A 23,204-nucleotide genomic window follows, 5' to 3' on the forward strand; every position below is an offset into this window, starting at 1 on the left:
CACGGGAGGCCGCCATGACCTTCGCCTCTCCCGGCTCGACCCTGCGTGTGCTCCGGCCCGCCTCGAACGTGCTCGCCTTCTATGACGGGCGCGTCCCGGGTGCACGGCTGTGGAGCGAAGCCCCCAACTGGCTGGACGACGGCGCCTACGCGCTCGGCATCTGCTCCTATGCAGTGGTTTCCGGTGAGCATGCCCTCATCTATGACACCCACGTCTCGCTGGAGCATGCCCGCATCATCCGCCGCACGGTGGAAGCGGAAGGGGCACGGCACCTCACCGTGGTGCTGAGCCACTGGCACGATGACCATGTGGCGGGCAACGAGGTGTTCGCCGATTGCGAGATTATCGCCAACACGCTCACCGCCGAGATCCTCACCGAGAAGCGTGCGGCCCTGGAAGCCGGCGACCCGCCCATCTGCCCCCTCGTATTGCCGAACCGCACCTTCACCGGCATGCTTGAACTCCAGGTCGGCACCGTTCGGGTCACACTTCGGCAGGCAGACATTCACAGCCGCGACGGCACGGTGGCGCTGCTGCCGGACGGCCTGCTGCTGGCCGGCGACACGCTGGAAGACCCCATCACCTACGTGGATGAGCCTGACCGCCTCGCGATCCATCTTGAGAACCTGGCGGAGATGGCTCACTGGCCACTCACCAGCATCCTGCCCAACCACGGCGCGCCCGAGACCATCGCCGCCGGCGGCTATTCGCCCAGCCTGATCGCCGCGACGCGCACCTATCTGCACCGCCTGCTCGCCTGCCAGACCTATCCGGCGCTGGCGGCCCTGGAGCTGAAGGAATTCCTGGCGGACGAGTTCGCGGCCGGAATGGTGGAGTATTTCGAACCCTATGCGGCGGTGCATCGGGCCAATGTGGAGAAGCTGTGCGACCTGGCGGCGCCGTCCGCCTCATGAGCGCCTGAACACCACCGAAAGGTTGTTCGCCGGCATCTCCGTCACCTGCTCCAGCCTGAGGCCGTGCTCGGCGGCAAGAGCCGCCACATCCTCCAGCAGCCGCAGGCCCCAGGCCGGGTTCCGGCGCTTGAGGTCGGCGTCGAACGCCTGATTGCCCTCGGTCGTGGGCATGCCAGCGCGCAGATAGGGCCCGTAGAGATAGAGCACGCCGCCGGGCGGCAGCAGATCGCCCGCGCCGCGCATCAGGCCCTGCGTCGCCCCCCAGGGACTGATGTGGATCATGTTGATGCATACGATCGCGTCCGCGCGGTCCAGCGGCCAAGGCCACTGGGCCGTATCCAGGGCCAGCGGCGGGCGGACGTTGGGCGTGCGCTCGGCCGCGGTCCAGGCGGCGATGGAGGTTCGCGCCTCGGCGACGGGGTCCGACGGCTGCCAGACGATGCCGGGCAGCGCCCGGGCGAAATGCACCGCGTGCTCGCCGGAGCCGCTGGCGATCTCCAGGACGAGGCCGGACGCCGGCAGAAGCGGCCCGAGGACGCCCAGGATGGGATCGCGGTTGCGCGCGGCGGCCGGCAATACGAGGCGGCCGGCCGCATCGGCGGGTCCGGTCGGCAGCGCTGAGGGGTCGGCCATGGACGTGCTCCGGCGGCAAGGCGCCGCGCCCGCAGCGCGGCGGAAAATGCGAATCTCCGGCCTTCGATCAGGCGGCGGTCAGGCCGCCCGCCTTCTCGATGAACTCCGCCACCTCCGCCACGCCCTTGCCGTGGCGGATGGCGGCGAAGACGTAAGGCCGGCCGGCGCGCATGCGCTGCGTGTCCGCTTCCATGATGGAGAGGTCGGCGCCCACCAGCGGGGCAAGGTCGGTCTTGTTCACCACCAGAAAATCGGAGCGGGTGATGCCCGGCCCGCCCTTGCGCGGGATCTTCTCGCCCCCAGCCACGTCGATGACATAGATGGTCAGATCGGCAAGCTCCGGCGAGAAGGTGGCGGCGAGATTGTCGCCGCCACTCTCGATCAGGGCGATCTCCAGGCCGGGGAATTTCGCCTGCATGTCCGCCACCGCGCGCAGGTTGATGGAGGCATCCTCGCGGATCGCCGTATGCGGGCAGCCGCCCGTCTCCACCCCCAGGATGCGCTCCGGCTCCAGGGCGCCGGCCACAGTGAGGAGGCGTGCGTCCTCTTTGGTGTAGATGTCATTGGTGATGGCGCAGATATTGTAGCGGTCGCGGAAGGTCTTGCAGAGCGCTTCCATCAACGCCGTCTTGCCCGACCCCACCGGGCCGCCGATGCCCACCCGCAGGGGGCCGTTGCTGGACGCGCTCGTGCCGGATCCGCTCATGATCGAAACAGCCTCGTATATTGGGTTTCGTGCCGCATGCTGCCAAGGTCGGCCCGGAACGTGGCGGTGCCGAGATCATCCAGCGTGAGGCCGGGAATGTCCACGGCCAGCGCCTGAACCGGCGCCATCAGCCCGGCCACCACGCGGGTGCCCGCCGTCTGGCCGATGGGCGCGAGCCGCAGCGCCGCCGACACCAGGGTCTGCATGACGGAAAACAGGAAAGCCTCCAGCACGGTCGCCTGCGCCACGCCGTGAACGACGGCCGCATAGCCCACCGCGACGGGATAGGCCACATCCGGGGGAAGCGCCGCCGCCGCGGCATCAAGGCCGGGACGCGGCCAGGCCGCCTTCACCGCATCGAGGAAGCTGCGGCCCTGCTGGCTGGTCTCCAGCCGCAGTTCTGCGGAAGGGGCCAGCGCCACTGCCCGGGCGTTCACCGCCGCCAGCGCGGCGAGATCGCCCGCCGCACCCGCCGCATAGGCGTGGCACAGCAGGATGCCGTCGGCGCGGCCGAAGCCGTGCAGGAGAAGATCGGCGAGCCAAGACTTCAGGCTCGCCTCGTCGGTGACGTCGCCGGCTTCCGCCGCCCATTCCAGCGCATGGGAATAGGCATAGGCCCCGACCGGAAAGCCGGGGGAGAGCCAGGCGAACAGCGCCAGCGCGCCTTGCGGCGCGGGGCCGTCCGCCCCGCCGGCATCAGTCATGGGTATGCTTGTGGTCCCCGCAGCCGCAGCCTTCGCCATGCGCATGGTCGTGATCATGCTCGTGGTTATGGGCCTGCTCGACATAGCGCTCGCCCAGCGGGCCGTGCTGCGCGATGGTCTCGCCCTTGCGCACGTCGGTGGTGTGGTGGTGCGGATGCTCCGAGCCCTCGGCGTGGCCGGCCTCCTCGCCATCCAGGCTGTGGGCCAGGGCGGCCTCATAGGCACCGCGCTCCGGCTTGAAGGGACGCACCACCTGCTTGGTGGAGGCGCCCAGGCCACGCAGCATGCTCTCGATCACCGCGTCCTCGATGATGTAGATCGCCTCCGGAGTGATCTCGGTCGGCACATGGCGATTGCCCAGGTGCCAAGCCGCACGCATCAGCCGCAGCGGGTTGAAGGTAGTCACCTCGAGCATCTTCTCGGGCGCCGCCTTCACCTGGACAAGACGGCCGTCCTCCAATTCCATGGCGTCGCCGTCGTCCATCACCACGGCGCGGTCGAGGTCGAGCAGGAACTCCAGGCCGCCATCCGCGGTCAGGGTGACGCGACGCCGGTGGCGCCCCTGGTGGTCGAGCGTGATGGTATCGGCCACAAGGTCCAAGCGAACGCCCAGGTGCCGGACAATCTTGGTCGAACGGATCATAGTGCTGCTCCGGTGGCGCGCCCTCCCGCGCGCAGGCCTCTTATCCCGCCTCGCTTAGAACAAAAAGTAGCGTTGCGCCATGGGAAGTACATCCGCCGGCTCGCAGATCAGCAGTTCGCCGTCCGCGCGCACGTCGTAGGTCTCCGGATCCACCTCGATCTGGGGCGTCGCGCCGTTCAGCACCATGTCTTTCTTGCCGATGCCGGAGCGCACATTCTCCACCGCCACCAGCGTCTTGGCGGTCTGGAGCCGGGCCGCCAGGCCGTCCTCCACCGCCATTTTGGAGACAAAGGTCAGGCTGGTGTGGGTGCGGGCCCGGCCATAGGCGCCGAACATGGGGCGGTAGTGCACCGGCTGGGGCGTGGGGATGGAGGCGTTGGGATCGCCCATCTGCGCAACCGCGATGGCCCCGCCCTTCAGCACGAGGTCCGGCTTCACGCCGAAGAAGGCCGGCGACCACAGCACGAGATCGGCGAGCTTGCCCGCTTCCACCGAGCCGATGTGGCGCGACATGCCATGGGCGATGGCCGGGTTGATGGTATATTTGGCGATGTAGCGGCGCGCCCGCAGGTTGTCGTTATCGCCGCTCTCGCCCGGCAGGGCGCCGCGCTGGCGCTTCATCTTGTCCGCCGTTTGCCAGGTGCGGATCACCACCTCGCCCACCCGGCCCATGGCCTGGCTGTCTGAGCTCATCATGGAGAGCGCGCCGATGTCGTGCAGGATGTCCTCCGCCGCGATGGTCTCCTTGCGGATGCGGCTCTCGGCGAAGGCCAGATCCTCGGGGATCGAAGGCGAGAGGTGATGGCACACCATCAGCATGTCGAGATGCTCGTCGATGGTATTGCGGGTGTAGGGCCGGGTCGGATTGGTGGAGGACGGCAGCACGTTCGGCAGGCCGGCCACCTTGATGATGTCCGGCGCGTGGCCCCCGCCCGCCCCTTCGGTGTGGAAGGCGTGGATGGTGCGGCCCTTGAAGGCGGCGATGGTGTCCTCCACGAAGCCGCTCTCGTTGAGCGTGTCGGTGTGGATCATCACCTGCACGTCGAATGCGTCCGCCACCGAGAGGCAGCAGTCGATGGCGGCGGGCGTGGTGCCCCAGTCCTCGTGCAGTTTCAGCGCGCAAGCGCCGGCGCGCACCATTTCCTCCAGCGCCTTGGGCTGGGAGGCATTGCCCTTGCCGGCGAAGGCCAGGTTCATCGGGAAGGCGTCCGCCGCCTCGATCATCCGGGCCATGTGCCAGGGACCGGGGGTGCAGGTGGTGGCGAACGTGCCGGTGGCCGGCCCGGTGCCGCCGCCGAGCATGGTGGTGACGCCGGAGGCCAGCGCCTCCTCGATCTGCTGCGGGCAGATGAAATGGATGTGGCTGTCGAAGCCGCCAGCGGTGAGGATCTTGCCTTCGCCCGCGATCACCTCGGTGCCGGGGCCGATGATGATGTCGACGCCCGCCTGCACGTCCGGATTGCCGGCCTTGCCGATCTTGAAGATGCGCCCGTCCTTGAGGCCGACATCGGCTTTAACCACGCCCCAGTGATCGAGGATCACGGCGTTGGTGATGACGGTGTCCACCGCGCCGTCGGCATTGGCCACCTGGCTCTGGCCCATGCCGTCGCGGATCACCTTGCCGCCGCCGAACTTCACCTCCTCGCCATGGACGGTGAAGTCCTTCTCCACCTGGATGTAGAGCGAGGTGTCGGCGAGGCGCACCTTGTCGCCCGTGGTGGGGCCGAACATGTGGGCATAGGACGAACGGGAAAGCCGGGCCTGGGTCATGGAAATTCCTTACGCGCTTGCGCCGTCATGTTCGTGCGGGGTCAGCGATTTCAGGTCCACCCCATCGAGGCAGCGGACATTCACCGCGACCATGCGGTCGCCATTGGGGGCGATCCCCCGGCCGAACGGCTGGATGCCGCAGGAGGCGCAGAACAGATGGGCGACCTTGTGGGTGTTGAAGCGGTATTCCCTGAGCGCCGTCTCGCCCGACTTCAGCGTGAAGCCGGCCTCGGGCGCGAAGGACAGGATGCTGCCGACCCGGCGGCAGCGCGAGCAATTGCACGTCACCGTCCGGTCCAAGTCGAGACCCGCCTCGAACGTCACCGCCCCGCACTGGCAACTGCCGGCATAATGCTTGAGCGTCATCCCAGCTTCCCCATCACCTCGCCGCGGAAACCGTAGACCTCGCGCTTGCCGCCGAGCGGCACCAGCGTGACCTCGCGCGTGGCGCCGGGCTCGAAGCGCACCGCCGTGCCGGGGGTGATGTCGAGCCGCATGCCGCGCGTCTTCTCGCGTTCGAACACCAGGCCGGGGTTGGTCTCGTAGAAATGATAGTGACTGCCGACCTGGATCGGCCGGTCGCCGGTATTGGCCACGCTCACCGTCACCCGTTCGGCGCCTTCGTTGAACACGATGTCGCCGGGGGCGGTGATGAATTCGCCCGGCACGTCGGTGGAGGCCCTGCCGCGGATGGGGTGATGGACCGTGACGAGCTTGGTGCCATCCGGGAAGGTGGCTTCCACCTGGATGTCATGGATCATCTCAGCGATGCCCTCCATCACCTGGTCGGCGGTGATGACGCGGGCGCCGGCCTCCATCAGTTCGGCCACCGTGCGCCCGTCGCGGGCGCCTTCCACCACCGCGTCGGTGATGAGGGCGATGGCCTCCGGATGGTTGAGCTTCACGCCGCGCGCAAGGCGCTTGCGGGCCACCTCGGCGGCCATGGCGATCAAGAGCTTGTCCTTCTCCCGCGGCGTCAGCAGCACGGCAGTCTCCTCATAAGGCCCAGACCCGGGGCATGGGCGCCCCGCGAAAGGCGGTCAGGAATGCGACGGCGTCCCGCCGCAGGGTGTCGATATCGGGCGCCAGCCAGCGCGCGGCCAGAAGGCCGTTCCACGCGCTGGCGCCGCATTCGCTGTGCGCACCTTCCATGAGCGCGCGGGCTTCGTCCAGCCGTGCTTCGGCATCGGGGGCTACATAAAGAAAGGTCGCCAACGCCCGGTTGCCGGCCGCAACCGCCGGGCGGCGCAGCAGGTCGGCGATCGGGCCGGACAGGCGCAGGGCGTCCGCATACACGAGGCCGCCGCCGCGCGTGACCTGCCAGTGGTCCTCCAGATGGCCGGACAGCATCTCCTCGCCCCGCGCCACGCGGCCGAAGGCCAGCGCCTCGAAGGCGAGGACGGTGGCGTCCGGTGCCAGGTCCACGGTGAAGCGCCGGGCCAGCCGGGCGGCATCGAACAGCAGGGTTTCCTGCGGCAGCCAGTCCAGCCGCGCGCCCGCCGCCACGGTCAGGCGGACGTCGATATGCGCGGTCTCGCCGTCGGAGCGATAGACCTTCTCGGCGGCCGGGGTGGCGAGCACCACATGGGCCCCCGCCTGCGCCGTCACCGCGATGGTGAAATGATCGCCGCAGGCCACCCCGCCGGCGGTGTTGACGAAGACCCCCTCCAGCGCCGGCCCGTCGCCGCGCGGCATGCGCACGCGCAGCGCGCCTGCCTCGGCCACGTCGGAAATCCGGGTCAGGCCCTCGATGGCGTTGGCGGCGAGCCGCACGCAGCCTTCGCTGCGCTGGCGGCGCGGCGGGGGTGCCGTCTCCCGTGTCACCCGCTCCGGTATCGCCGTCTCCGGTGCCGTCTCAGATCGCCATGAGGCGGCGGACGTCGTCGCCATCAAGCCCGCTCCTGTCGCCGCGCGCCACCACCTCGCCGCGCTCCATCAGGATGAAGGAATCGGCCAGTTCGCGCGCGAACTCGAAATACTGCTCCACGAGCACGATGGCCATGTCGCCCTTGTCGCGCAAATAGGAAATCGCCCGGCCGATGTCCTTGATGATGGAGGGCTGGATGCCCTCTGTGGGTTCGTCCAGCACCAGGAGGCTCGGCCGCGTCACCAGCGCCCGGCCGATGGCAAGCTGCTGCTGCTGGCCGCCGGAGAGGTCGCCGCCGCGCCGGCCCAGCATGGATTTCAGAACCGGGAACAGCTCGAACACCTCGTCCGGCACGTATTTGTCCTTGCCCTTGAGCCGGGCGTAGCCGGTCTCCAGGTTTTCCTTCACGCTGAGCAGCGGGAACACCTCGCGTCCCTGCGGCACGAAGCCGATGCCGAGCGCCGCCCGGTCGTAGGTGCGCATGCGGGTGATGTCGCGGCCGTTGAAGGCGATGGTGCCGCCGGCGATCGGCTGCTGGCCGACGATAGCGCGCAGCAGCGAGGTCTTGCCGACGCCGTTGCGCCCGAGCACGCAGGTCACCTGCCCCTTCCGCGCCTCCAGCGAGACGTCGCGGAGCGTGTGGGCGGCGCCGTAATAGAGATCGAGATTCTCGACCTTCAGCATAAGGAGCCTCCGCTCAGCAGGGGATTGCGCGCCTGGCGCGGGACGGAGTGCTTCAGCCGCGGACGACGGTATCCGCGCTCGCGCGCGGCCCCCACCCCGCCCCTCCCCCGCAAGCGGGAGCGGGAGTTTTCCGCGCGCGAGACGCAAAGCCCTCTCCCGCCTGCGGGGGAGGGTTGGGTGGGGGCCGGCCGCAGGCCGGAACGGACAATCGAAGGGTACGCCATCCCCTCACCGCCCCAGATAGACTTCGATGACGCGCTCATTGGCGCTCACCTGGTCGAGGGAGCCCTCGGCCAGCACCGAGCCCTCGTGCAGCACCGTCACCTTCACGTCGAGGTCGCGCACGAACTGCATGTCGTGCTCAACCACCACCACGGCGCGGGTCTTGGCGATGTCGCGCAGCAGTTCGGCGGTGTCCGCCGTCTCCTGGTCGGTCATGCCGGCGGCGGGCTCGTCCACCAGCAGCAGGCGCGGCTCCTGCGCCAGCAGCATGCCGATCTCCAGCCACTGCTTCTGCCCGTGGCTCAGCTCCGAGGCCTTGCGGAAGCGCTGGTCCTTGAGGCGGATGCGCTCCAGCAACTCGTCGATGCGCGCGCGCTCGTGCGCCCGGCGGCGCCAATAGATGTTGGCGAAGGCCCGCCGGTCGGCCTTCACCGCCAGCAGCAAATTGTCCTCCACCGTGTGCATGTCGAACACGGTGGGGGTCTGGAACTTGCGGCCGATGCCGAGCTGGGCGATGTCCGCCTCGTCCAGCGTGGTGAGGTCGTAGATGCCGGCGAACAGCGCCTCGCCCGCCGTCGGGCGGGTCTTGCCGGTGATGACGTCCATCATCGTGGTCTTGCCCGCGCCGTTGGGGCCGATGATGGCGCGCATCTCCGCTTCCTCGATGGTCAGCGAGAGCTTGTTGAGCGCCCGGAAACCATCGAACACCACGGAAATGTCGTCGAGATAGAGCAGCGACTGGGTGACGGGTTCCATCGGCCTCACTCCGCCGGCTTGGGCGCGGGCACGGGACCGGCGGGCTTGCGCAGCCGGGAGGTGAGGTCCCCCCACAGGCCGATGATGCCGCGCGGCATGAACAAGGTGACGACCACGAACAGCGCGCCGAGCGCGAACAGCCAGGCCTCCGGCAAGGCGCCGGTGAACCAGGTCTTGCCCGCGTTCACCACCAGCGCGCCGAGCGCCGCCCCAACCAGCGTGCCGCGCCCGCCCACCGCCACCCAGATCACCATCTCGATGGAGTTGGCCGGGGCGAACTCGCCCGGATTGATGATGCCCACCTGCGGCACATAGAGCGCGCCGGCGACACCGGCCAGCATGGCCGAGACGGTCCAGGCCAGGAGCTTGTAGTTCGCCACCTTGTAGCCGAGGAAGCGGGTGCGGCTCTCCGCGTCGCGCACCGCCACCAGCACCTTGCCGTATTTGGACGTGACCAGCGCCCGGCACAGCAGATAGCCTGCCGCCAGCGCCACCGCGGAGGCGAAGAACAGCGCCCCGCGCGTGGTGCCAGCGGTGATGGAAAAGCCCAGGATGTCCTTGAAATCGGTGAGGCCGTTGTTGCCGCCGAAGCCCATGTCGTTGCGGAAGAAGGCCAGCATGAGCGCGAAGGTCATGGCCTGGGTGATGATGGAGAGATAGACGCCGGTAACGCGCGAGCGGAAGGCGAACCAGCCGAACGCGAAGGCGAGCAGGCCCGGCACCACCAGCACCATCAGCGCCGCGAAGGCGAAATGGTCGAAGCCGAGCCAGAACCAGGGCAGTTCCTTGTAGTTCAGGAACACCATGAAATCCGGCAGCACCGGATTGCCATAGACGCCGCGCGGGCCGATCTGGCGCATCAGATACATGCCCATGGCATAGCCGCCGAGCGCGAAGAAGGCGCCGTGGCCGAGCGAGAGCACGCCGCAATAGCCCCACACCAGATCCACCGCCACCGCCAGCAGCGCGTAGCACAGATACTTGCCCAGCAGCGGCACCAGATAGTCCGAGACGTGGAACGGGCTGCCCGCCGGGGCGAGAAGGTTGGCGAGCGGGATGAGCACGCCCGCCGCCAGCACCAGGACGATGAAGATCAAGCCGCGGCGATCCAGGATGCCCAAGCTGCGCATGGTTCCGCTCATGCTTCCACCGACCGGCCCTTGAGCGCGAACAGGCCGCGCGGGCGCTTCTGGATGAACAGGATGATGAAGACGAGCAGCGCGATCTTGCCCAACACCGCCCCCGCGAAGGGTTCGAGCAGCTTGTTGGCGACGCCCAGCGTCAGCGCGCCCACCAGCGTGCCCCAGAGGTTCCCCACCCCGCCGAACACCACCACCATGAAGCTGTCGATGATGTAGCCCTGGCCGAGGTTGGGGCTCACATTGTCGATCTGCGACAGCGCCACCCCGGCGATGCCGGCGATGCCGGAGCCGAGGCCGAAGGTGAGCGCGTCGATGCGCCCGGTGCGGATGCCCATGGCCGCCGCCATGCGCCGGTTCTGGGTGACGGCGCGCACATAGAGCCCGAGCGAGGTGCGCTTGAGCACCACCAGGAGCGCGAAGAACACCAGCAGCGCGAAGACGATGATCCAGAGCCGGTTGTAGGTGATGGACAATTGCCCCACCTGGAAGGCACCGGACATCCAGGACGGCGCGCCCACCTCCTTGTTGGTGGGCCCGAACACCGATCGCACCGCCTGCTGGAGCATCAGCGAGATGCCCCATGTGGCGAGCAGGGTCTCCAGCGGGCGGCCGTAGAGGAAGCGGATCACCGTGCGCTCGATGACGATGCCCACCACGCCGGTGAACAGGAAGGCCAGCGGCAAGGCGATGGCCAGCGACCAGCCGAACAGCCAGGGGGCATCGGTGCGGATGGCGTCCTGCACCACATAGGTGGTGTAGGCGCCCAGCATCACCATCTCGCCATGGGCCATGTTGATGACGCCCATGACGCCGAAGGTGATGGCAAGGCCGATGGCCGCCAGCAGCAGGACCGAGCCGAGCGACAGGCCGTACCAGACGTTCTGCGCCACGCTCCAGATGGCGAGCGAGCGATTGATCTTGGCGATGCCGTTCGCCGCCGCCGCCTTCAGCGAGGCGGGCGCGTCGGCGGGCAGGTTGGCGAGCAGCGCCAGGGCCTCCTGGTCGCCGCGCGCCACCACCAGATTCACCGCGGCGAGCCGGTCCGCCTCGCTGGCGCTGGAGGAGGTGACGAGGATGGCGGCCTTGGCCTGCTGGAGCGCGTCGCGCACCTGCGGCACGGTCTCCTTGGCGAGCGCGGCGTCCAGCGTCGGCAGCGCCGCCGCGTCGCGCGACTTGAACACCGCGCCCGCCGCCTCCAGGCGCTTGGCCGGGTCCGGCGCCAGCAGCGACAGCGCGCCGGCGGCCGCCTCGGCGGCCCGGCGCACGCGATTGTTGAGGCGCACCGGCTTCAGGCCGGCGGGCGCTACGCTCACCGCCGCGCCCGTTGCGGCGTCGGCCAGTGCATCGCCGGCCTTCGCCCGGACATAGACCGCCTTGGTGGCGGGATCGACCAGCAGGCGGCCGTCGGACAAGGCGGCAACGATGACACCGGCCTGCGGATTGGTGCTGGCGGAGAGCAGCACCAAGGCCGCCTCGGTGTCGGAATAGCTGTCGGCGGCGATCTTGGCGAGCGCCGGGGCGAGGTCGCCGCCGGCGGTCTGCGCGCGCACCGAGGCGGGGGCGGCCCAGGCAATGAGAAGCGCCGCTGCCAGGAGCAGCGCGGCGGAGAGCAGGCGGCGGAAGAGTCTCATCGGATGGTCCTGCTCTGCGCGCGGGTGTTCACGCGAAAGGCCCGAAGCTGCCCCGATGCATCCGCCGGCGCGGCGCGCGGCAGGCGGCGGAAACGGCAAAGGCGAAGCTCCGCGGGGCAAGGCACGGCATGGGTCCGGTCGGCCCGGACGAAGCCGCCGGGACCGGAAGGCGGCCCCCGGCCGAAGCCGGGAGCCGCCCCAAGGCACGCGGCCGGAGCGCTATTTGGCGGCGCCGAGGCAGGTGTTCTTGGTGGTGTCGTAGTTGCCGCAATTGTACTTCACCCAGTCGGCCACCAGATTCTTGGAGCCTTCCAGATACTTCGACCAGGCTTCGCCGGGAACGAGGCCGTCGGTCTTCCACACCACGTTGAACTGGCCGTCGCCCTGGATCTCGCCGATGAAGACGGGCTTGGTGATGTGGTGGTTCGGGAGCATCTCCGAGACGCCGCCGGTGAGGTTCGGCTGCTTGGTGCCGGGCAGGGTGGCGATCACCTTGTCGGTGTCCGTCGTACCGGCCTTGGTCACCGCCTGCACCCACATGTTGAAGCCGATGTAGGTGGCTTCCATGGGATCGTTGGTCACGCGCTTCGGATTCTTGGTGAAGGCGTGCCAGGCGGCGATGAAGGCGTCGTTCTCCGGCGTCTTGATGCTCTCGAAATAGTTCCAGGCGGCCAGATGGCCGACGAGGGGCTTGGTGTCGATGCCGGCGAGTTCTTCCTCGCCCACCGAGAACGCCACCACCGGGATGTCGGTGGCCTTGATGCCCTGATTGGCCAATTCCTTATAGAACGGCACGTTGGCATCGCCGTTGATGGTGGAGACCACGGCGGTCTTCTTGCCCGCCGAGCCGAACTTCTTGATGTCGGCGACGATGGTCTGCCAGTCGGACTGGCCGAACGGGGTGTAGTTGATCATGATGTCCTCGGCCTTCACGCCGCGGGACTTCAGATAGGCTTCCAGGATCTTGTTGGTGGTGCGGGGATAGACATAGTCCGTGCCCGCCAGCACCCAGCGCTCGACCTTCTCTTCCTTGGCCAGATAGTCCACCGCCGGGATCGCCTGCTGGTTCGGCGCGGCGCCGGTGTAGAACACGTTCCGTTCGCTCTCCTCGCCCTCGTACTGGACCGGGTAGAACAGGATGGAATTCAATTCCTTGAACACGGGCAGGACCGACTTGCGGCTCACCGAGGTCCAGCAGCCGAACACCACCGAGACCTTGTCCTTGGTGATCAGCTCGCGCGCCTTCTCGGCGAACAGCGGCCAGTTGGAGGCCGGGTCCACGACCACCGCCTCCAGCTTCTTGCCGAGCACGCCGCCCTTCTTGTTCTGCTCCTCGATCATCATGAGCACGGCGTCCTTCAGCGTGGTTTCGCTGATCGCCATGGTGCCCGACAGAGAATGAAGCACGCCGACCTTGATCGTCTCCTGCGCAGAGGCCGTCCCCACGGACCCCGCGACCGCGGCCACCGCCGCCAATGCCCCCAGTCCTTTGGCCGCTCTTCCCAGCAAACCAAGCATTCGCTCTCTCCCCGTTGAGTTCGGCTGACGCACGCCAGCCGGGCGAGAACAGCAAGCAGCGTGCCACGGCGGTTGTGCTGCCCAAGGCTTGCCTGCCCAAGCAAGCGACAGCCCAAAAGGCATGCAGAGGCACCGACATCGGCTAGCGTTTGAACATTCGCCCACATTTTAGGCAAAATGAACGCAAGCTTCATGCGACCCTGAGTGGGTAGAGGAGGCAGGGGCCGGCCCGGTGCCTGACGGCACATGCGGGGCGGGGAAGCCGTGCGGTGGAAGGGATGGCGGGCCGCGCAGCGGTCTCGACCCGCCCGGCCCGCGCCACGGCCGGGCCAACGGGATCATCGGGCGCGCTATTTTCGGTTGCGCGAAGCGGGCGCGCTGGCCGGTTGAAACCCGGCGTGTCCATACCAATCTCCGGAAGCGGGGCGGAACGGGTCCGCCATAGCGTCCGGGAACGCGGACACCAGCCCCCGGGGTGCCGGGGGAGCGGGATGGTCGGAGATGTCGGATACCCCCCTGTCGTTTCGCGTGGTGGCACCGCCCCGCCGGGTGCTGGTGGCGCCCAAGGCGATCGTTGCCATTCCGGTGAAGGACGAGGAAACCCGTCTGATGGATTGCCTCGCCGCGCTCGCCGCGCAGCGCGACGCGCCCGACTTCGCGACCATCGTCCTGCTGCACAATTGCGTCGACCGCACCGAGCAGGTGGCGGTGGCGGCCGGCGAGACCCTGCCCCTGCCCTTGCGCATCCTGTCCATCGACCTGCCGCCGGACCGCGACGGCGCCGCCTGGGCGCGCCGCCATGTGATGGACGCGGCCGCCTCGCTTTTCGTCACCTCCGGCATGCCGGACGGCGCCATCCTGACCACCGAGGCGGATGCCCGCGCGGCGCCCAACTGGGTGGCGGCGAACCTCGCCGCTCTGGCCCGGGGCGCGGATGCCGTCGCCGGCCGGGTGGAGATGGACGCGGCCGAGAGCCTGCCCGCGCCCCTGTGGCGGCGCTATCAGGCCGCCCAGCGCTATGCCCGGCTGATCTCCGACATCGACCACCGCATCGACCCGGACCCGGAAAACCCCTGGCCGGTCCATCGCGAGGCCTCCAGCGCCAGCCTGGCGGTGCAGGTCGGCCCCTATGTGAAGGCGGGCGGCATTCCCACGCTCGCGGCCGGTTCCGGCCGCGCCCTCGTCACCGCGCTGCGCCGCGGCGGCTGCATCGTGCGGCACGATCCGGCTGCGCAGGTGTCCGCCTCCTGGCGGATCGACGCGGGCGGCATCGGCGCGCGCTTCCGCGCCTGGAGCGAGGGCCAGAGCATGCAGGGCACGCTGGAACTGGAGCCGGTGGCCCAGGTGGTGCGCCGGGCACGGCTGCGCCGCACGCTGCGCAAGGCGCATGCGACGGGCCAGTTGTGGAGCGTGACCAATTGGGCCGGGCAGCTGCGCATCTCGGCCATCGACGCGTTCAAGCTCGCCGCCCTGCCCGGCTTCCCGCAGATCTGGGCGACGCTCGAGGGCATCAGCCCGCTGCTGACGCCGCATCCGCTCGCTCCCGCGCAGCTCACGCTGGAGACCGCGCGGGCGATGGCGCTCATCGCCGAGATGCGGCTGCGTGCCGGCCTGCGGCAGCTCACCGGCCGGTCGGGGCCGGACGACGGGCGCTGAGGCGCCCGCCCCGTGTCCCGGCTCAGAGCACGTTGAACAAGTAAAGCAGCACGATCACCGAGAACGGAACGCCAAGAAGCCAAAGAACAAACCCGCGCATGACCGATCCTCCTGTCAGGTTGCTGTCGAGATAACGCTGCTGGAGGGGAGGCGTTCCGCATCCCACCGTCCGCCGGGGACAAATGCACGCCCCGCTGCGCTTTGCCTCGGGGCAGGATTGTCACGCGGCACGCTTTGAGCTTTATGCGCGGGGCGCAGCCTCATGCAGCCAGAGAGCCCGCTCCATTCCGCAGCCATGGGTGGCCGGCGGGGGAACGCTCCCTTCCTGGCGCCGGTGACGGTCGCCGCCCGCAGGCCCGGGCGGGGTCCGGTCCGGCGGCATCCGGCTTCGCCCTTCACGACGCACCGCCCCGGGGGGAGCCCCTGATGAAGCTTGAGACCGCCAGCCCTCCGGCGCCCGTTTCGCTGCCGCGCATCAGCCGCGCGCACGTGGCCGATACGGTGGAATATCTCAACAGCCAGGTTCCGGCCGAGGCGGCGGAATTCGTCGATCGCCTGCCGCTCGACTGGGCGGTAGAGGTGCTCGACCAGCCGACCTTCGAATGGGCCTCCGAAATGCTGGAGATCTTGTCGCCGGACAAGGCGGTGGCGCTGCTGGAGGGCATGTCCACCGACCGCGCCGCCGACGTGCTGCGCTGGGTGGACGAGGAGGTCCGCGCCCGGCTCCAGGCCCGGCTCAGCCCCGAGGCGCGCGGCGCGATCGAGCATCTGCTCACCTATCCCGAGGACACCGCCGGCGGCCTGATGACGACGGAGTTCGTCACCGTTCCGGCGAGCTGGACGGTGCAGCAGACGCTGGACCATATCCGCCTGGTGGAGCGGACGCGGGAAACCATCTACGCCATCTACGTGCTCGACCCGGTGACGCGCCGCCTGCTGCACATCGTGACGCTGCGTCGCCTCATCTCCGGCGAGCCCGGCGCGCCCATCGCCTCGGTGGCGCAGCCCTATGCCCCGATCACCACCACGCCCTTCGCCTCCAGCGAGGACGTGGCCCGGCTGATCGCCAAATACGACCTTCTGGCCATTCCAGTGGTGGATTCCACCGGCCACCTCATCGGCATCTGCACCTTCGACGACGTCATCGACGCCATGATCGAGGACCAGACCGAGGACGTGCAGCGCATGGGCGGCATGGAGGCCATCGACGAGCCCTACATGCAGATCAGCTTTGCCGAGATGATCAAGAAGCGCGCCGGCTGGCTGTGCATCCTGTTCGTCTCGGAGATGTTCACGGCCAGCGCCATGCAGGTGTTCTCGGACGAACTGGAGCGGGCCATCGTGCTCGCTTTGTTCGTGCCGCTGGTCATGAGCTCGGGCGGCAACTCGGGCTCGCAGGCTACCTCCCTCATCATCCGCGCCCTGGCGCTGCACCAGGTGCGGCTGAGGGACTGGTTCCGCGTCGCCCTGCGGGAGATCCCCACCGGCATGACGCTCGGCGCCATCCTCGGCGTGCTGGGCATGATCCGCATCATGGTGTGGCAGGGGCTGGGGCTGTTCGACTACGGCCCGCACTGGCAGTTGCTGGCGATGACCATCGCCTCGGCGCTGGTGGGCATCGTCACCTTCGGCTCGCTGGCCGGCTCCATGCTGCCCTTCATCCTCAAACGGGCGGGCTTCGACCCGGCGAGCGCCTCGGCGCCGTTCGTGGCGACGCTGGTGGATGTCACCGGGCTGATCATCTATTTCAGCGTCGCCTACCTCTTCCTCAAGGGCACCATCCTCTAGGCCGCTCCGAAGGGCGGCTCAGCGTTCCACCATGAAGCGCAGCAGCGCGCCGTAGGCGCCCTCGTCCTTGCCGATGCGGGTGTCCTGCCGCGCTTCGGTGGCAGCGGCATCGGTCAGTTCGCGGGTGGAAATCTCGAAGCCGCGCGTGGCGAGGAAGTTCACGGCGTCCTCCGGCGAAGCGAAGCCCGGGATCGCCTCCATCAGCACTTCCGCGAGCCCCGTATTGCCGGAGGCGTCGGCCTTCAGGCGTTCGAGATCGGCTTGCGACATGGGTGTTCTCCCTGTGTGACCTTCGGGTGCAACAACGGCCAAGGTCGCCGGGATGTTCCGCTGCGGGTCCCGGCCGCGTCTTGGCCTCGACAGTGTGCCACAGGTCCGGGGCAACCCCTTGCCCGTTCGCAGCACGGCGCCGAACGGGTAAGGTGCGCGGGATGACGGGGGAGGCGGGCGATGAGGTTCTGGACCACGATGATGGCGGCGCTGCTGGTCGCCGGCGCCGCGCACGCCGCCGACGGCCCGGCGCCCGATCCCAAGGCGGACATCGCCATGCCGCAGGCCAACTGGCTGTTCGTCGTCACCGCCGACTCGGCGAGCATCGACGGCAAGACGCTGACGCTGAAGGGCGTTTCGCCGCAGATCGTGATGTTCTCCGACCGGCCTGAACGGCTCACCGGCGATGCCAGCACCGCCGGCTTCATATCCTATTGGACCGGCGGCAAGGGCGATTTCCAGCGCGACCCGCCCAACGCCACGCTGTCCACCACGGTGAACGGCAAGGTGGTGGTCGCGGTGGTCGAGCTCACCGCCCCCAAGCTGGACGGCGATACCCTGACCTACAGCTATCGCGTGCTGGGCGACACCAAGCCGGAAGCCGGCGCGGACGCCAGCCTGTTCATCGACTGGTGGGTGGGCGCCGGCGGCGGCGGCTGCTGGCGCGGCCCCTATGGCGGCCTGCACTGCCGCCCGCGCTGGTAGACAGGCGGGGGCGGCCGCCGCATGCGACGGACAGACCCAAAACCGTTGAAAATCAACGGCCAAGCTGGAACGACCGCAGACGGTCGACGTTGATGTCCTGGGGCGAGCAACGATAATGCGAAGGACACCACCCATGGGCAATCCCGACAATCGCAATGCCGACACCCGCAACCCCGGCCAGGGCCAGAACCAGGATCCCAACCGCCAGCAGGACCCGAACCGGCAGAACCCGGGCCAGCAGAGCCAGACCGGCGGCGGCCAGGGCCAGCAGGGCGGCCAGAAGGGCCAGCCCGGACAGCAGGGCGGCCAGCACGGCGGCATGGACCCGAGCAAGCGCCAGGATCCGGACCGCAACCCGACCCAGCGCTGATCGCGCCGCGTCGTCGCACATCAGCCCCGTCCCTCTCGCGAGGGGCGGGGTTTTTCATTGCGGTTGACGCAGGAGCATGCGGAAACGCGCCGAAAACAGACCGCACAGTCTGTTTTTATGGTCACGCCGGCCCTATATCGAGTATGGACAGGAAGACCCAGGCACCGAAACTTGGTGACCGGGCATTGGAGACGGCATGGACAACAACACCCGGTCGGAGCGGTCCCGAAAGGCCATCCTGGATGCGGCGCTGACCATCATCGCCCGCGACGGGCCCGGCCGGCTCACGCTGGACGCCATCGCCCGCGAGAGCGGCATCAGCAAGGGCGGACTGATGCACCAGTTCCGCACCAAGGAAGCCGTGCTCAAGGCGCTGCTGGAGCACCAGATCGCCCACTTCGACGTTTTCTCCAAAGCCTACCAATCTGGGCCCGGCGCAAAGCATCCGGAACAGGTTCTCGCCTCCCAGATCGTCACCATCCGCGAGACGACCAGCGACCCGCATTCGGTCTTCTTCGCCATCCTCGGCGCGCTGGCCCAAGATCCGGGCCTGCTGTCTATTTCCCGCGAGCGGAGCGCCGAGCGGGTGGAGGGCATCAAGGCGGAAGCCGCCGACCCGGATCTCGCGTTGCTGCGCTGGTCCGCCGCTCTGGGACTTGCCCTGACCACGATGCTGGGCATGTCCCCGCTCAGCCCGGCGGACCGGGACCGGCTGTTCGCCCGCCTGCTTGATGCCGAAGCGTGGACCGCGCAAGGCAAGCCCTCGAAGCCGCGCCCAGCGGCCCGCCGCAAGCAGGACGCCTGACCGGACGCCCCGGTCTCGCCGCCATCGGGAAAAATCATCTTTTAAAAAAACCGACCAGACGGTTTGCAACTCGTCCCATCAATGCTACGGTTCACCCAACGTAGCGAGAGACTGAAAGGGGACGAGCCTGTGGTGGGGCGCTTCCGGCCTCCGCCGGAGGCGGCAGGATCCGCGCGATCGGTCACTTGCCTGACCGGCGACCCGTGCGCGTGGCGCCGCCCCTTGCAGCCCGGCCCTTCATTCTAAGGCGCGCGTTCTGATCCCGGTCCGTCGGCCACCGCCCTCGGCCGGCGGGCCGGGATCTGCTCCCACATGCCATCCCTCCGCTTTTGCGGCCCCCGCGCCCGGCACCGCCGGGTCGCGGAACGCATCCGGCTGCCCGCGCTCCGGCGCGAATGCCCGCGTGCGCCGCCGAGGCAGAGCCCGCTGCGTCCGGCGTGCCGTGCCGCCGCAGCCTCCCCCGCACGAACAGGACATCCGAATGCCTCTCCCGATCACCGCCCCCCGGCTTGCCGCCGCCGCGCTCTGCCTCGCCCTCGCCGGCTGCGGCACCGCCGAGCCGGTCAAATATTCCGGCATCGCCTCCTCCGCCCAGCTGGAGCGCAACGCGCAGGACAAGTCCGGGCGGATGCCGTACCGCTACGCGAGCAATGCGGACTGGCGGCAGTATCAGAAGATCATCGTCGATCCCGTGGCCATCTATCAGGGGCCCGACCAGCAGTTCGGCACCATGACCGACGCCGACAAGGTCGCGCTCGCCGGCTACATGCAGGCCCAGTTCTCCGAGAAGCTGCGGAGCCGCTTCCTGATGGTGAATGCGCCCGGACCGCACACGCTGCGCCTCAAGCTGACCCTGACCGGCGCCACGGCGACCCCCCCGGTGCTCGCCACCCTGTCGCGGTTCGACATCGCCGGCGGCGTCTACAACGGCCTCCAGACCGCGCGCGGCGGCGAAGGCACGCTGACCGGCGCGGTCATCTATGCGGTGGAGATCCACGACGCCAAGACCAACCAGCTCCTCGCCGCCTATGTGTCGAAACAGTATCCCAACCCCTACGACATTCCCGCCAGCTTCGGCCCGCTGGCGGCCTCGAAGGTGGGCATCGACAAGGGCGCCGAGGCCCTGCTCGCCGAATTGCAGTGATCCACCGCCGGCGCGCGTCCCGGGGCGGGCGCCGGCCATGCCGCACGCAAGGCCCCGCGCCGCATCGGCGCCAGGATGAAAGCTTGAGGAAAACCGGGCTTTGGAGAGCTGGTCGGAGTGGCAGGATTTGAACCTGCGACCCCCACGTCCCGAACGTGGTGCGCTACCAGACTGCGCTACACTCCGAACCCAGGCCGCAGCGACTAGCACGCGCCCGCCTCCGGGTGAATGGCCTTGGCGCGGAAAAGCGCGTCTCTCCCCAGGAAGCGGCAGCAACGAACCGGAACGGCCCGCCCGCGCGGGGCGCAGGCCCGCCATGCACCGCCCGTTCCGCTTCGGCCCGCGCCGCGAATCACCGGACACCATGCCCTTGGGGCAGATGATCCAGCCGGTCCGAAAATGCGCCGCCGCCCGTCCACATCGCCGGAAAAAACCGCGCACGCCGACGCACCGGCGAGAGCAAGCCGATCCGTGTCGCCATCAGGCCATAGTTTGGAAAGAGCCGGAGAAAACTGGTCGGAGTGGCAGGATTTGAACCTGCGACCCCCACGTCCCGAACGTGGTGCGCTACCAGACTGCGCTACACTCCGAACTCAGGGGGCTGCGTCTAGCACGCACCTTGCGCCCGGCGCAAGGGCGATCTCGTGCGCCCCTCGCTTGAACCCCCACGGCGCGCGTGTCATAGGAAGCGCCGCCCTGTCATACGGGCCGAATTTCAAGCAGTGGAGTACTGGGACATGGTGACGAACGACAGCGCGAGCGGTCTCCTCAAGGGCAAGCGCGGGCTGATCTTCGGCGTCGCCAACAACCGCTCCATCGCCTACGGCATCGCCAAGGCGGCGCGCGCGCAGGGCGCGGAGATCGCGCTGACCTACCAGGGCGAGGCGCTGAAGAAGCGCGTGGAGCCGCTCGCCGCCGAGCTGGGCGGCCATCTGGTGGGCCATTGTGACGTCACCGATCCGACCACCATGGACGCGGTGTTCGCCGAGACGGAAAAACTGTTCGGCTCCATCGACTTCCTGGTCCACTGCATCGCCTTCTCCAACAAGGACGAGCTGGACGGGCGCTACGTGGACACCAGCGCCGACAATTTCACCAAGACCATGTTCATCTCCTGCTACTCCTTCACTGCGCTGGCGCAGCGGGCGGAGAAGATCATGAACGACGGCGGCTCGCTGCTGACGCTGACCTATTACGGCGCCGAGAAGTGGATGCCGCACTACAATGTCATGGGCGTCGCCAAGGCCGCGCTGGAGGCCAGCGTGCGCTATCTTGCCGCCGACCTCGGCCCGAAGCAGATCCGCGTCAACGCCATTTCCGCCGGCCCGATCAAGACGCTGGCCGCTTCCGGCATCGGCGACTTCCGCTACATCCTGAAGTGGAACGAGCTGAACTCGCCGCTGCGCCGCACCGTGACCACGGACGAGGTGGGTGACACCGGCGTCTATCTGCTGTCCGATCTCTCCCGCGGCGTTACGGGCGAGATACATCACGTGGATGCGGGCTATCATATCGTCGGCATGAAGCACCCCGACGCGCCGGACCTGGCGCTCGTGCGCGAGTGAGGGTGCGCCGAAGTCACGCGTAGGGCGGTCCGCCCAAGCCGCAAGGCCGGCCGGATACCGCCCGGGTTTCAAGGAGATGTCATGATGCGGATGCTGCGCTGCGCCCTTTCGGCCCTTCTCCTCGCCGGCTCCGTCCTCCCCGCGCTGGCCGGTTCCACGCTCGGGGCGCCGGAAGGCCTGCCGACGCTGGAGCAGTATCCGCTGCGCGACCGCTTCTTCGGTTCCGGCGGCGCTTTCTTCCCCAATTACTCCATGCCCTCGGAATACGGCCTCGGCTACATGATCGCCGACGGGCCGGCGCTGTCCGGCGGGGTGGTGAAGGGGACGAAGAGCGGCGTGCCGATCTTCGCGGCGGGCACCGTGGACTTCAACTGCCAGGCCGAGCAGCGGCCGCAGATCGCGATCCTGTCGGCCCCGGCGGGCACCAAGCTGGCGGTGAGCCCCGGCACTTTCGTGGCGCAGGATATCGACGGCGGCTCCACCCGCTGCCTCGGCCGCCCGGTGTCCGGCGCGGTGGTGCGCTACATGGGCCGCCTGCCGAAGGGCGGGGCGAGCGTCACCCTGCGGGTGACCTATCCGCACCTCGGCGCCTGGTACGACCATGTGGTGCAGGTGCCCGGCCTCTGAGCCGCCGGCACAGGCGCGGGAGTGTTGGGGGGATGGACATGAACGCACGCCAGGACCTGAACCGACGCTTCGGCGCCATCGTCGCGGCCGGCCTCCTCGCGGCCGGCATGACGGCGGCGGGCGCCCTCGCCCTGCCCGCCCCGGGCGCGGCCGCCGAGGGCCACGACAACGACCCCGACGCCTATGTGGTGAATTATTTCACCGGCGGCGGCAGCGACGGCATCCTGTTCGCCGCCGGCACCGCCAACCAGCAGTGCACCGACCTCGGGCTGCCCACCATCACCGTGGTCACCACCTCGCCGGGCGTGAAGCTCTCCATCGCGCCGGGCCCCTATGTGGTCACCGGCACCGACTATGGCTATCTGGTCTGCCTCGGCCGGCGCTTGCCGGGCATGGTGGTGCGCGGCACGGGCACCGGGACGGCGCACATCCGCGTCAGCTACCCGCCGCTCGGCCAGTGGTACGACCACTATCTGACGCTGCCGGCCCGATGAGCGCTCCGCGCCGCCTCTTCCTGGTCCGCCACGGCGAGACGGACTGGAACGTGGCCGGCCGGCTGCAGGGCCGGCGCGACATTCCCCTCAACAGCCTCGGCCGTGCCCAGGCGGCGCGCGTCGGCCGGGTGCTGGCCCAGCTCGCCGGCGGCGTGGAGGGCCTCCATTTCGTCTCCAGCCCGCTCAGCCGGGCCTTGGAGACCATGCGCATCCTGCGCACCACGCTGGAGCTTCCGGCCTCAGACTTCGCCCACGACCCGCAACTGGCGGAACTGTCCTTCGGCCAGTGGGAAGGCATGACCTGGCCGGAAATCCGCCGCCGCGACGCGCGGGCGGTGCGGACGCGCGAGCTCGACCCCTGGAGCTTCGTGCCGCCGGACGGCGAGAGCTATGTGATGCTGAGCCAGCGGGCGGGTGCCGCTGTCGACCGCGTCAGGGGCGACGCGGTGGTGGTCACCCATGGCGGGGTGATCCGCGCCCTGCTGCACGCCAAGGCCGGCATGCCGGCGCAGGACGCCGCCCTCGTTCCCATCCGCCAGGGCGCCATCTACGTGCTGGAAGGCGGCCTGTTCGAGGTGGCGGACTAAAGC

25 protein-coding genes and 2 tRNA genes are annotated in these 23,204 nt (G+C 68.9%); 11 read left to right on the plus strand and 16 right to left on the minus strand.

Annotated features, from left to right (window positions below):
- Positions 1-14: 14 nt before the first annotated feature.
- Positions 15-914 carry an MBL fold metallo-hydrolase gene (locus tag YU1_RS0103370; protein WP_029002864.1) on the plus strand — a complete coding sequence of 300 codons (900 nt, stop codon included), beginning with the start codon at positions 15-17 and terminating at the stop codon, positions 912-914.
- Here YU1_RS0103370 and YU1_RS0103375 read toward each other — a convergent pair.
- From YU1_RS0103375 to urtA, 13 genes are all read right to left on the minus strand, one after another.
- Positions 909-1,547, minus strand: a complete 639-nt coding sequence (locus tag YU1_RS0103375) for a DUF938 domain-containing protein (RefSeq protein ID WP_035713540.1) — start codon at positions 1,545-1,547, stop codon at positions 909-911. The genes YU1_RS0103370 and YU1_RS0103375 overlap by 6 nt on opposite strands.
- 67 nt (positions 1,548-1,614) lie before the next feature.
- Positions 1,615-2,253, minus strand: a complete 639-nt coding sequence (gene ureG, locus YU1_RS0103380; RefSeq protein ID WP_029002866.1) for an urease accessory protein UreG — start codon at positions 2,251-2,253, stop codon at positions 1,615-1,617.
- A complete protein-coding gene (locus tag YU1_RS0103385) occupies positions 2,250-2,957 on the minus strand; it encodes an urease accessory protein UreF (protein ID WP_029002867.1) in 708 nt (235 codons plus the stop codon). The genes ureG and YU1_RS0103385 overlap by 4 nt, the downstream gene beginning before the upstream one ends.
- Positions 2,950-3,549 carry an urease accessory protein UreE gene (locus YU1_RS0103390; RefSeq protein ID WP_245263214.1) on the minus strand — a complete coding sequence of 200 codons (600 nt, stop codon included), beginning with the start codon at positions 3,547-3,549 and terminating at the stop codon, positions 2,950-2,952. The genes YU1_RS0103385 and YU1_RS0103390 overlap by 8 nt, the downstream gene beginning before the upstream one ends.
- Before the next feature lie 105 nt (positions 3,550-3,654).
- Positions 3,655-5,370 carry an urease subunit alpha gene (gene ureC, locus YU1_RS0103395; protein ID WP_156921945.1) on the minus strand — a complete coding sequence of 572 codons (1,716 nt, stop codon included), beginning with the start codon at positions 5,368-5,370 and terminating at the stop codon, positions 3,655-3,657.
- A gap of 9 nt (positions 5,371-5,379) precedes the next feature.
- Positions 5,380-5,736, minus strand: a complete 357-nt coding sequence (locus tag YU1_RS0103400) for a GFA family protein (RefSeq protein WP_029002870.1) — start codon at positions 5,734-5,736, stop codon at positions 5,380-5,382.
- Positions 5,733-6,356, minus strand: a complete 624-nt coding sequence (locus YU1_RS27750) for an urease subunit gamma (protein ID WP_084539632.1) — start codon at positions 6,354-6,356, stop codon at positions 5,733-5,735. Before YU1_RS27750 ends, YU1_RS0103400 begins: the two co-directional genes overlap by 4 nt.
- A gap of 10 nt (positions 6,357-6,366) precedes the next feature.
- Positions 6,367-7,260 (minus strand): urease accessory protein UreD, encoded by an 894-nt coding sequence (locus YU1_RS0103410; RefSeq protein WP_084539633.1) that lies wholly within the window; start codon positions 7,258-7,260, stop codon positions 6,367-6,369.
- On the minus strand, positions 7,226-7,921 hold the full coding sequence (gene urtE, locus YU1_RS0103415) for an urea ABC transporter ATP-binding subunit UrtE (RefSeq protein WP_029002872.1): 696 nt from the start codon (positions 7,919-7,921) through the stop codon (positions 7,226-7,228). The genes YU1_RS0103410 and urtE overlap by 35 nt, the downstream gene beginning before the upstream one ends.
- Positions 7,922-8,149: 228 nt before the next feature.
- A complete protein-coding gene (urtD, locus tag YU1_RS0103420; RefSeq protein ID WP_029002873.1) occupies positions 8,150-8,899 on the minus strand; it encodes an urea ABC transporter ATP-binding protein UrtD in 750 nt (249 codons plus the stop codon).
- Positions 8,900-8,904: 5 nt separating this feature from the next.
- Positions 8,905-10,029 (minus strand): urea ABC transporter permease subunit UrtC, encoded by a 1,125-nt coding sequence (urtC, locus tag YU1_RS0103425; protein ID WP_035713544.1) that lies wholly within the window; start codon positions 10,027-10,029, stop codon positions 8,905-8,907.
- Between the two features lie 8 nt (positions 10,030-10,037).
- Positions 10,038-11,672, minus strand: coding sequence for an urea ABC transporter permease subunit UrtB (gene urtB, locus YU1_RS0103430; protein WP_051356442.1), 1,635 nt, complete (start codon positions 11,670-11,672; stop codon positions 10,038-10,040).
- A gap of 219 nt (positions 11,673-11,891) precedes the next feature.
- Positions 11,892-13,190 (minus strand): urea ABC transporter substrate-binding protein, encoded by a 1,299-nt coding sequence (gene urtA / locus YU1_RS0103435; RefSeq protein WP_051356443.1) that lies wholly within the window; start codon positions 13,188-13,190, stop codon positions 11,892-11,894.
- A gap of 501 nt (positions 13,191-13,691) precedes the next feature.
- Here urtA and YU1_RS27755 point away from each other — a divergent pair.
- Together YU1_RS27755 and mgtE are read left to right on the plus strand one after the other, a co-directional pair.
- On the plus strand, positions 13,692-14,846 hold the full coding sequence (locus YU1_RS27755) for a glycosyltransferase family A protein (RefSeq protein WP_051356444.1): 1,155 nt from the start codon (positions 13,692-13,694) through the stop codon (positions 14,844-14,846).
- Positions 14,847-15,272: 426 nt separating this feature from the next.
- The gene (gene mgtE, locus YU1_RS0103445) at positions 15,273-16,634 is read left to right on the plus strand and encodes a magnesium transporter (RefSeq protein WP_035713546.1); all 1,362 of its coding nucleotides are present in this window, start codon (positions 15,273-15,275) and stop codon (positions 16,632-16,634) included.
- Positions 16,635-16,652: 18 nt separating this feature from the next.
- On the opposite strand, the gene YU1_RS0103450 is transcribed toward mgtE, so the two are convergent.
- The gene (locus tag YU1_RS0103450; protein ID WP_029002878.1) at positions 16,653-16,904 is read right to left on the minus strand and encodes a Nif11 family protein; all 252 of its coding nucleotides are present in this window, start codon (positions 16,902-16,904) and stop codon (positions 16,653-16,655) included.
- A gap of 180 nt (positions 16,905-17,084) precedes the next feature.
- Between YU1_RS0103450 and YU1_RS27760 the strand changes: the two genes are divergently transcribed.
- From YU1_RS27760 to YU1_RS0103470, 4 genes are all read left to right on the plus strand, one after another.
- On the plus strand, positions 17,085-17,609 hold the full coding sequence (locus YU1_RS27760) for a hypothetical protein (RefSeq protein WP_051356445.1): 525 nt from the start codon (positions 17,085-17,087) through the stop codon (positions 17,607-17,609).
- A 133-nt stretch (positions 17,610-17,742) separates the two neighbouring features.
- Positions 17,743-17,979, plus strand: a complete 237-nt coding sequence (locus YU1_RS33930; protein WP_029002879.1) for a hypothetical protein — start codon at positions 17,743-17,745, stop codon at positions 17,977-17,979.
- Positions 17,980-18,175: 196 nt separating this feature from the next.
- Positions 18,176-18,784 (plus strand): TetR/AcrR family transcriptional regulator, encoded by a 609-nt coding sequence (locus tag YU1_RS0103465; RefSeq protein ID WP_029002880.1) that lies wholly within the window; start codon positions 18,176-18,178, stop codon positions 18,782-18,784.
- Positions 18,785-19,265: 481 nt separating this feature from the next.
- Positions 19,266-19,928 carry a DUF3313 domain-containing protein gene (locus YU1_RS0103470; protein ID WP_051356446.1) on the plus strand — a complete coding sequence of 221 codons (663 nt, stop codon included), beginning with the start codon at positions 19,266-19,268 and terminating at the stop codon, positions 19,926-19,928.
- A gap of 109 nt (positions 19,929-20,037) precedes the next feature.
- Here YU1_RS0103470 and YU1_RS0103475 read toward each other — a convergent pair.
- Together YU1_RS0103475 and YU1_RS0103480 are read right to left on the minus strand one after the other, a co-directional pair.
- Positions 20,038-20,114: transfer RNA gene (locus YU1_RS0103475), tRNA-Pro, on the minus strand.
- Positions 20,115-20,441: 327 nt separating this feature from the next.
- A tRNA-Pro gene (locus YU1_RS0103480) sits at positions 20,442-20,518 on the minus strand.
- 147 nt (positions 20,519-20,665) lie between these two features.
- Here YU1_RS0103480 and fabI point away from each other — a divergent pair.
- The 4 genes from fabI to YU1_RS0103500 all read left to right on the plus strand — a co-directional run bounded on the left by fabI (position 20,666) and on the right by YU1_RS0103500 (position 23,201).
- The gene (fabI, locus tag YU1_RS0103485) at positions 20,666-21,493 is read left to right on the plus strand and encodes an enoyl-ACP reductase FabI (RefSeq protein WP_029002882.1); all 828 of its coding nucleotides are present in this window, start codon (positions 20,666-20,668) and stop codon (positions 21,491-21,493) included.
- Between the two features lie 81 nt (positions 21,494-21,574).
- Positions 21,575-22,120 carry a hypothetical protein gene (locus YU1_RS27765; RefSeq protein WP_051356447.1) on the plus strand — a complete coding sequence of 182 codons (546 nt, stop codon included), beginning with the start codon at positions 21,575-21,577 and terminating at the stop codon, positions 22,118-22,120.
- A 38-nt stretch (positions 22,121-22,158) separates the two neighbouring features.
- Positions 22,159-22,614, plus strand: a complete 456-nt coding sequence (locus YU1_RS27770; protein ID WP_156921946.1) for a hypothetical protein — start codon at positions 22,159-22,161, stop codon at positions 22,612-22,614.
- Positions 22,611-23,201, plus strand: a complete 591-nt coding sequence (locus YU1_RS0103500) for a histidine phosphatase family protein (protein WP_029002883.1) — start codon at positions 22,611-22,613, stop codon at positions 23,199-23,201. Before YU1_RS27770 ends, YU1_RS0103500 begins: the two co-directional genes overlap by 4 nt.
- The last annotated feature ends 3 nt before the right edge of the window (positions 23,202-23,204 follow it).

This window comes from Azorhizobium doebereinerae UFLA1-100 (assembly GCF_000473085.1).
GTDB lineage: Bacteria > Pseudomonadota > Alphaproteobacteria > Rhizobiales > Xanthobacteraceae > Azorhizobium > Azorhizobium doebereinerae.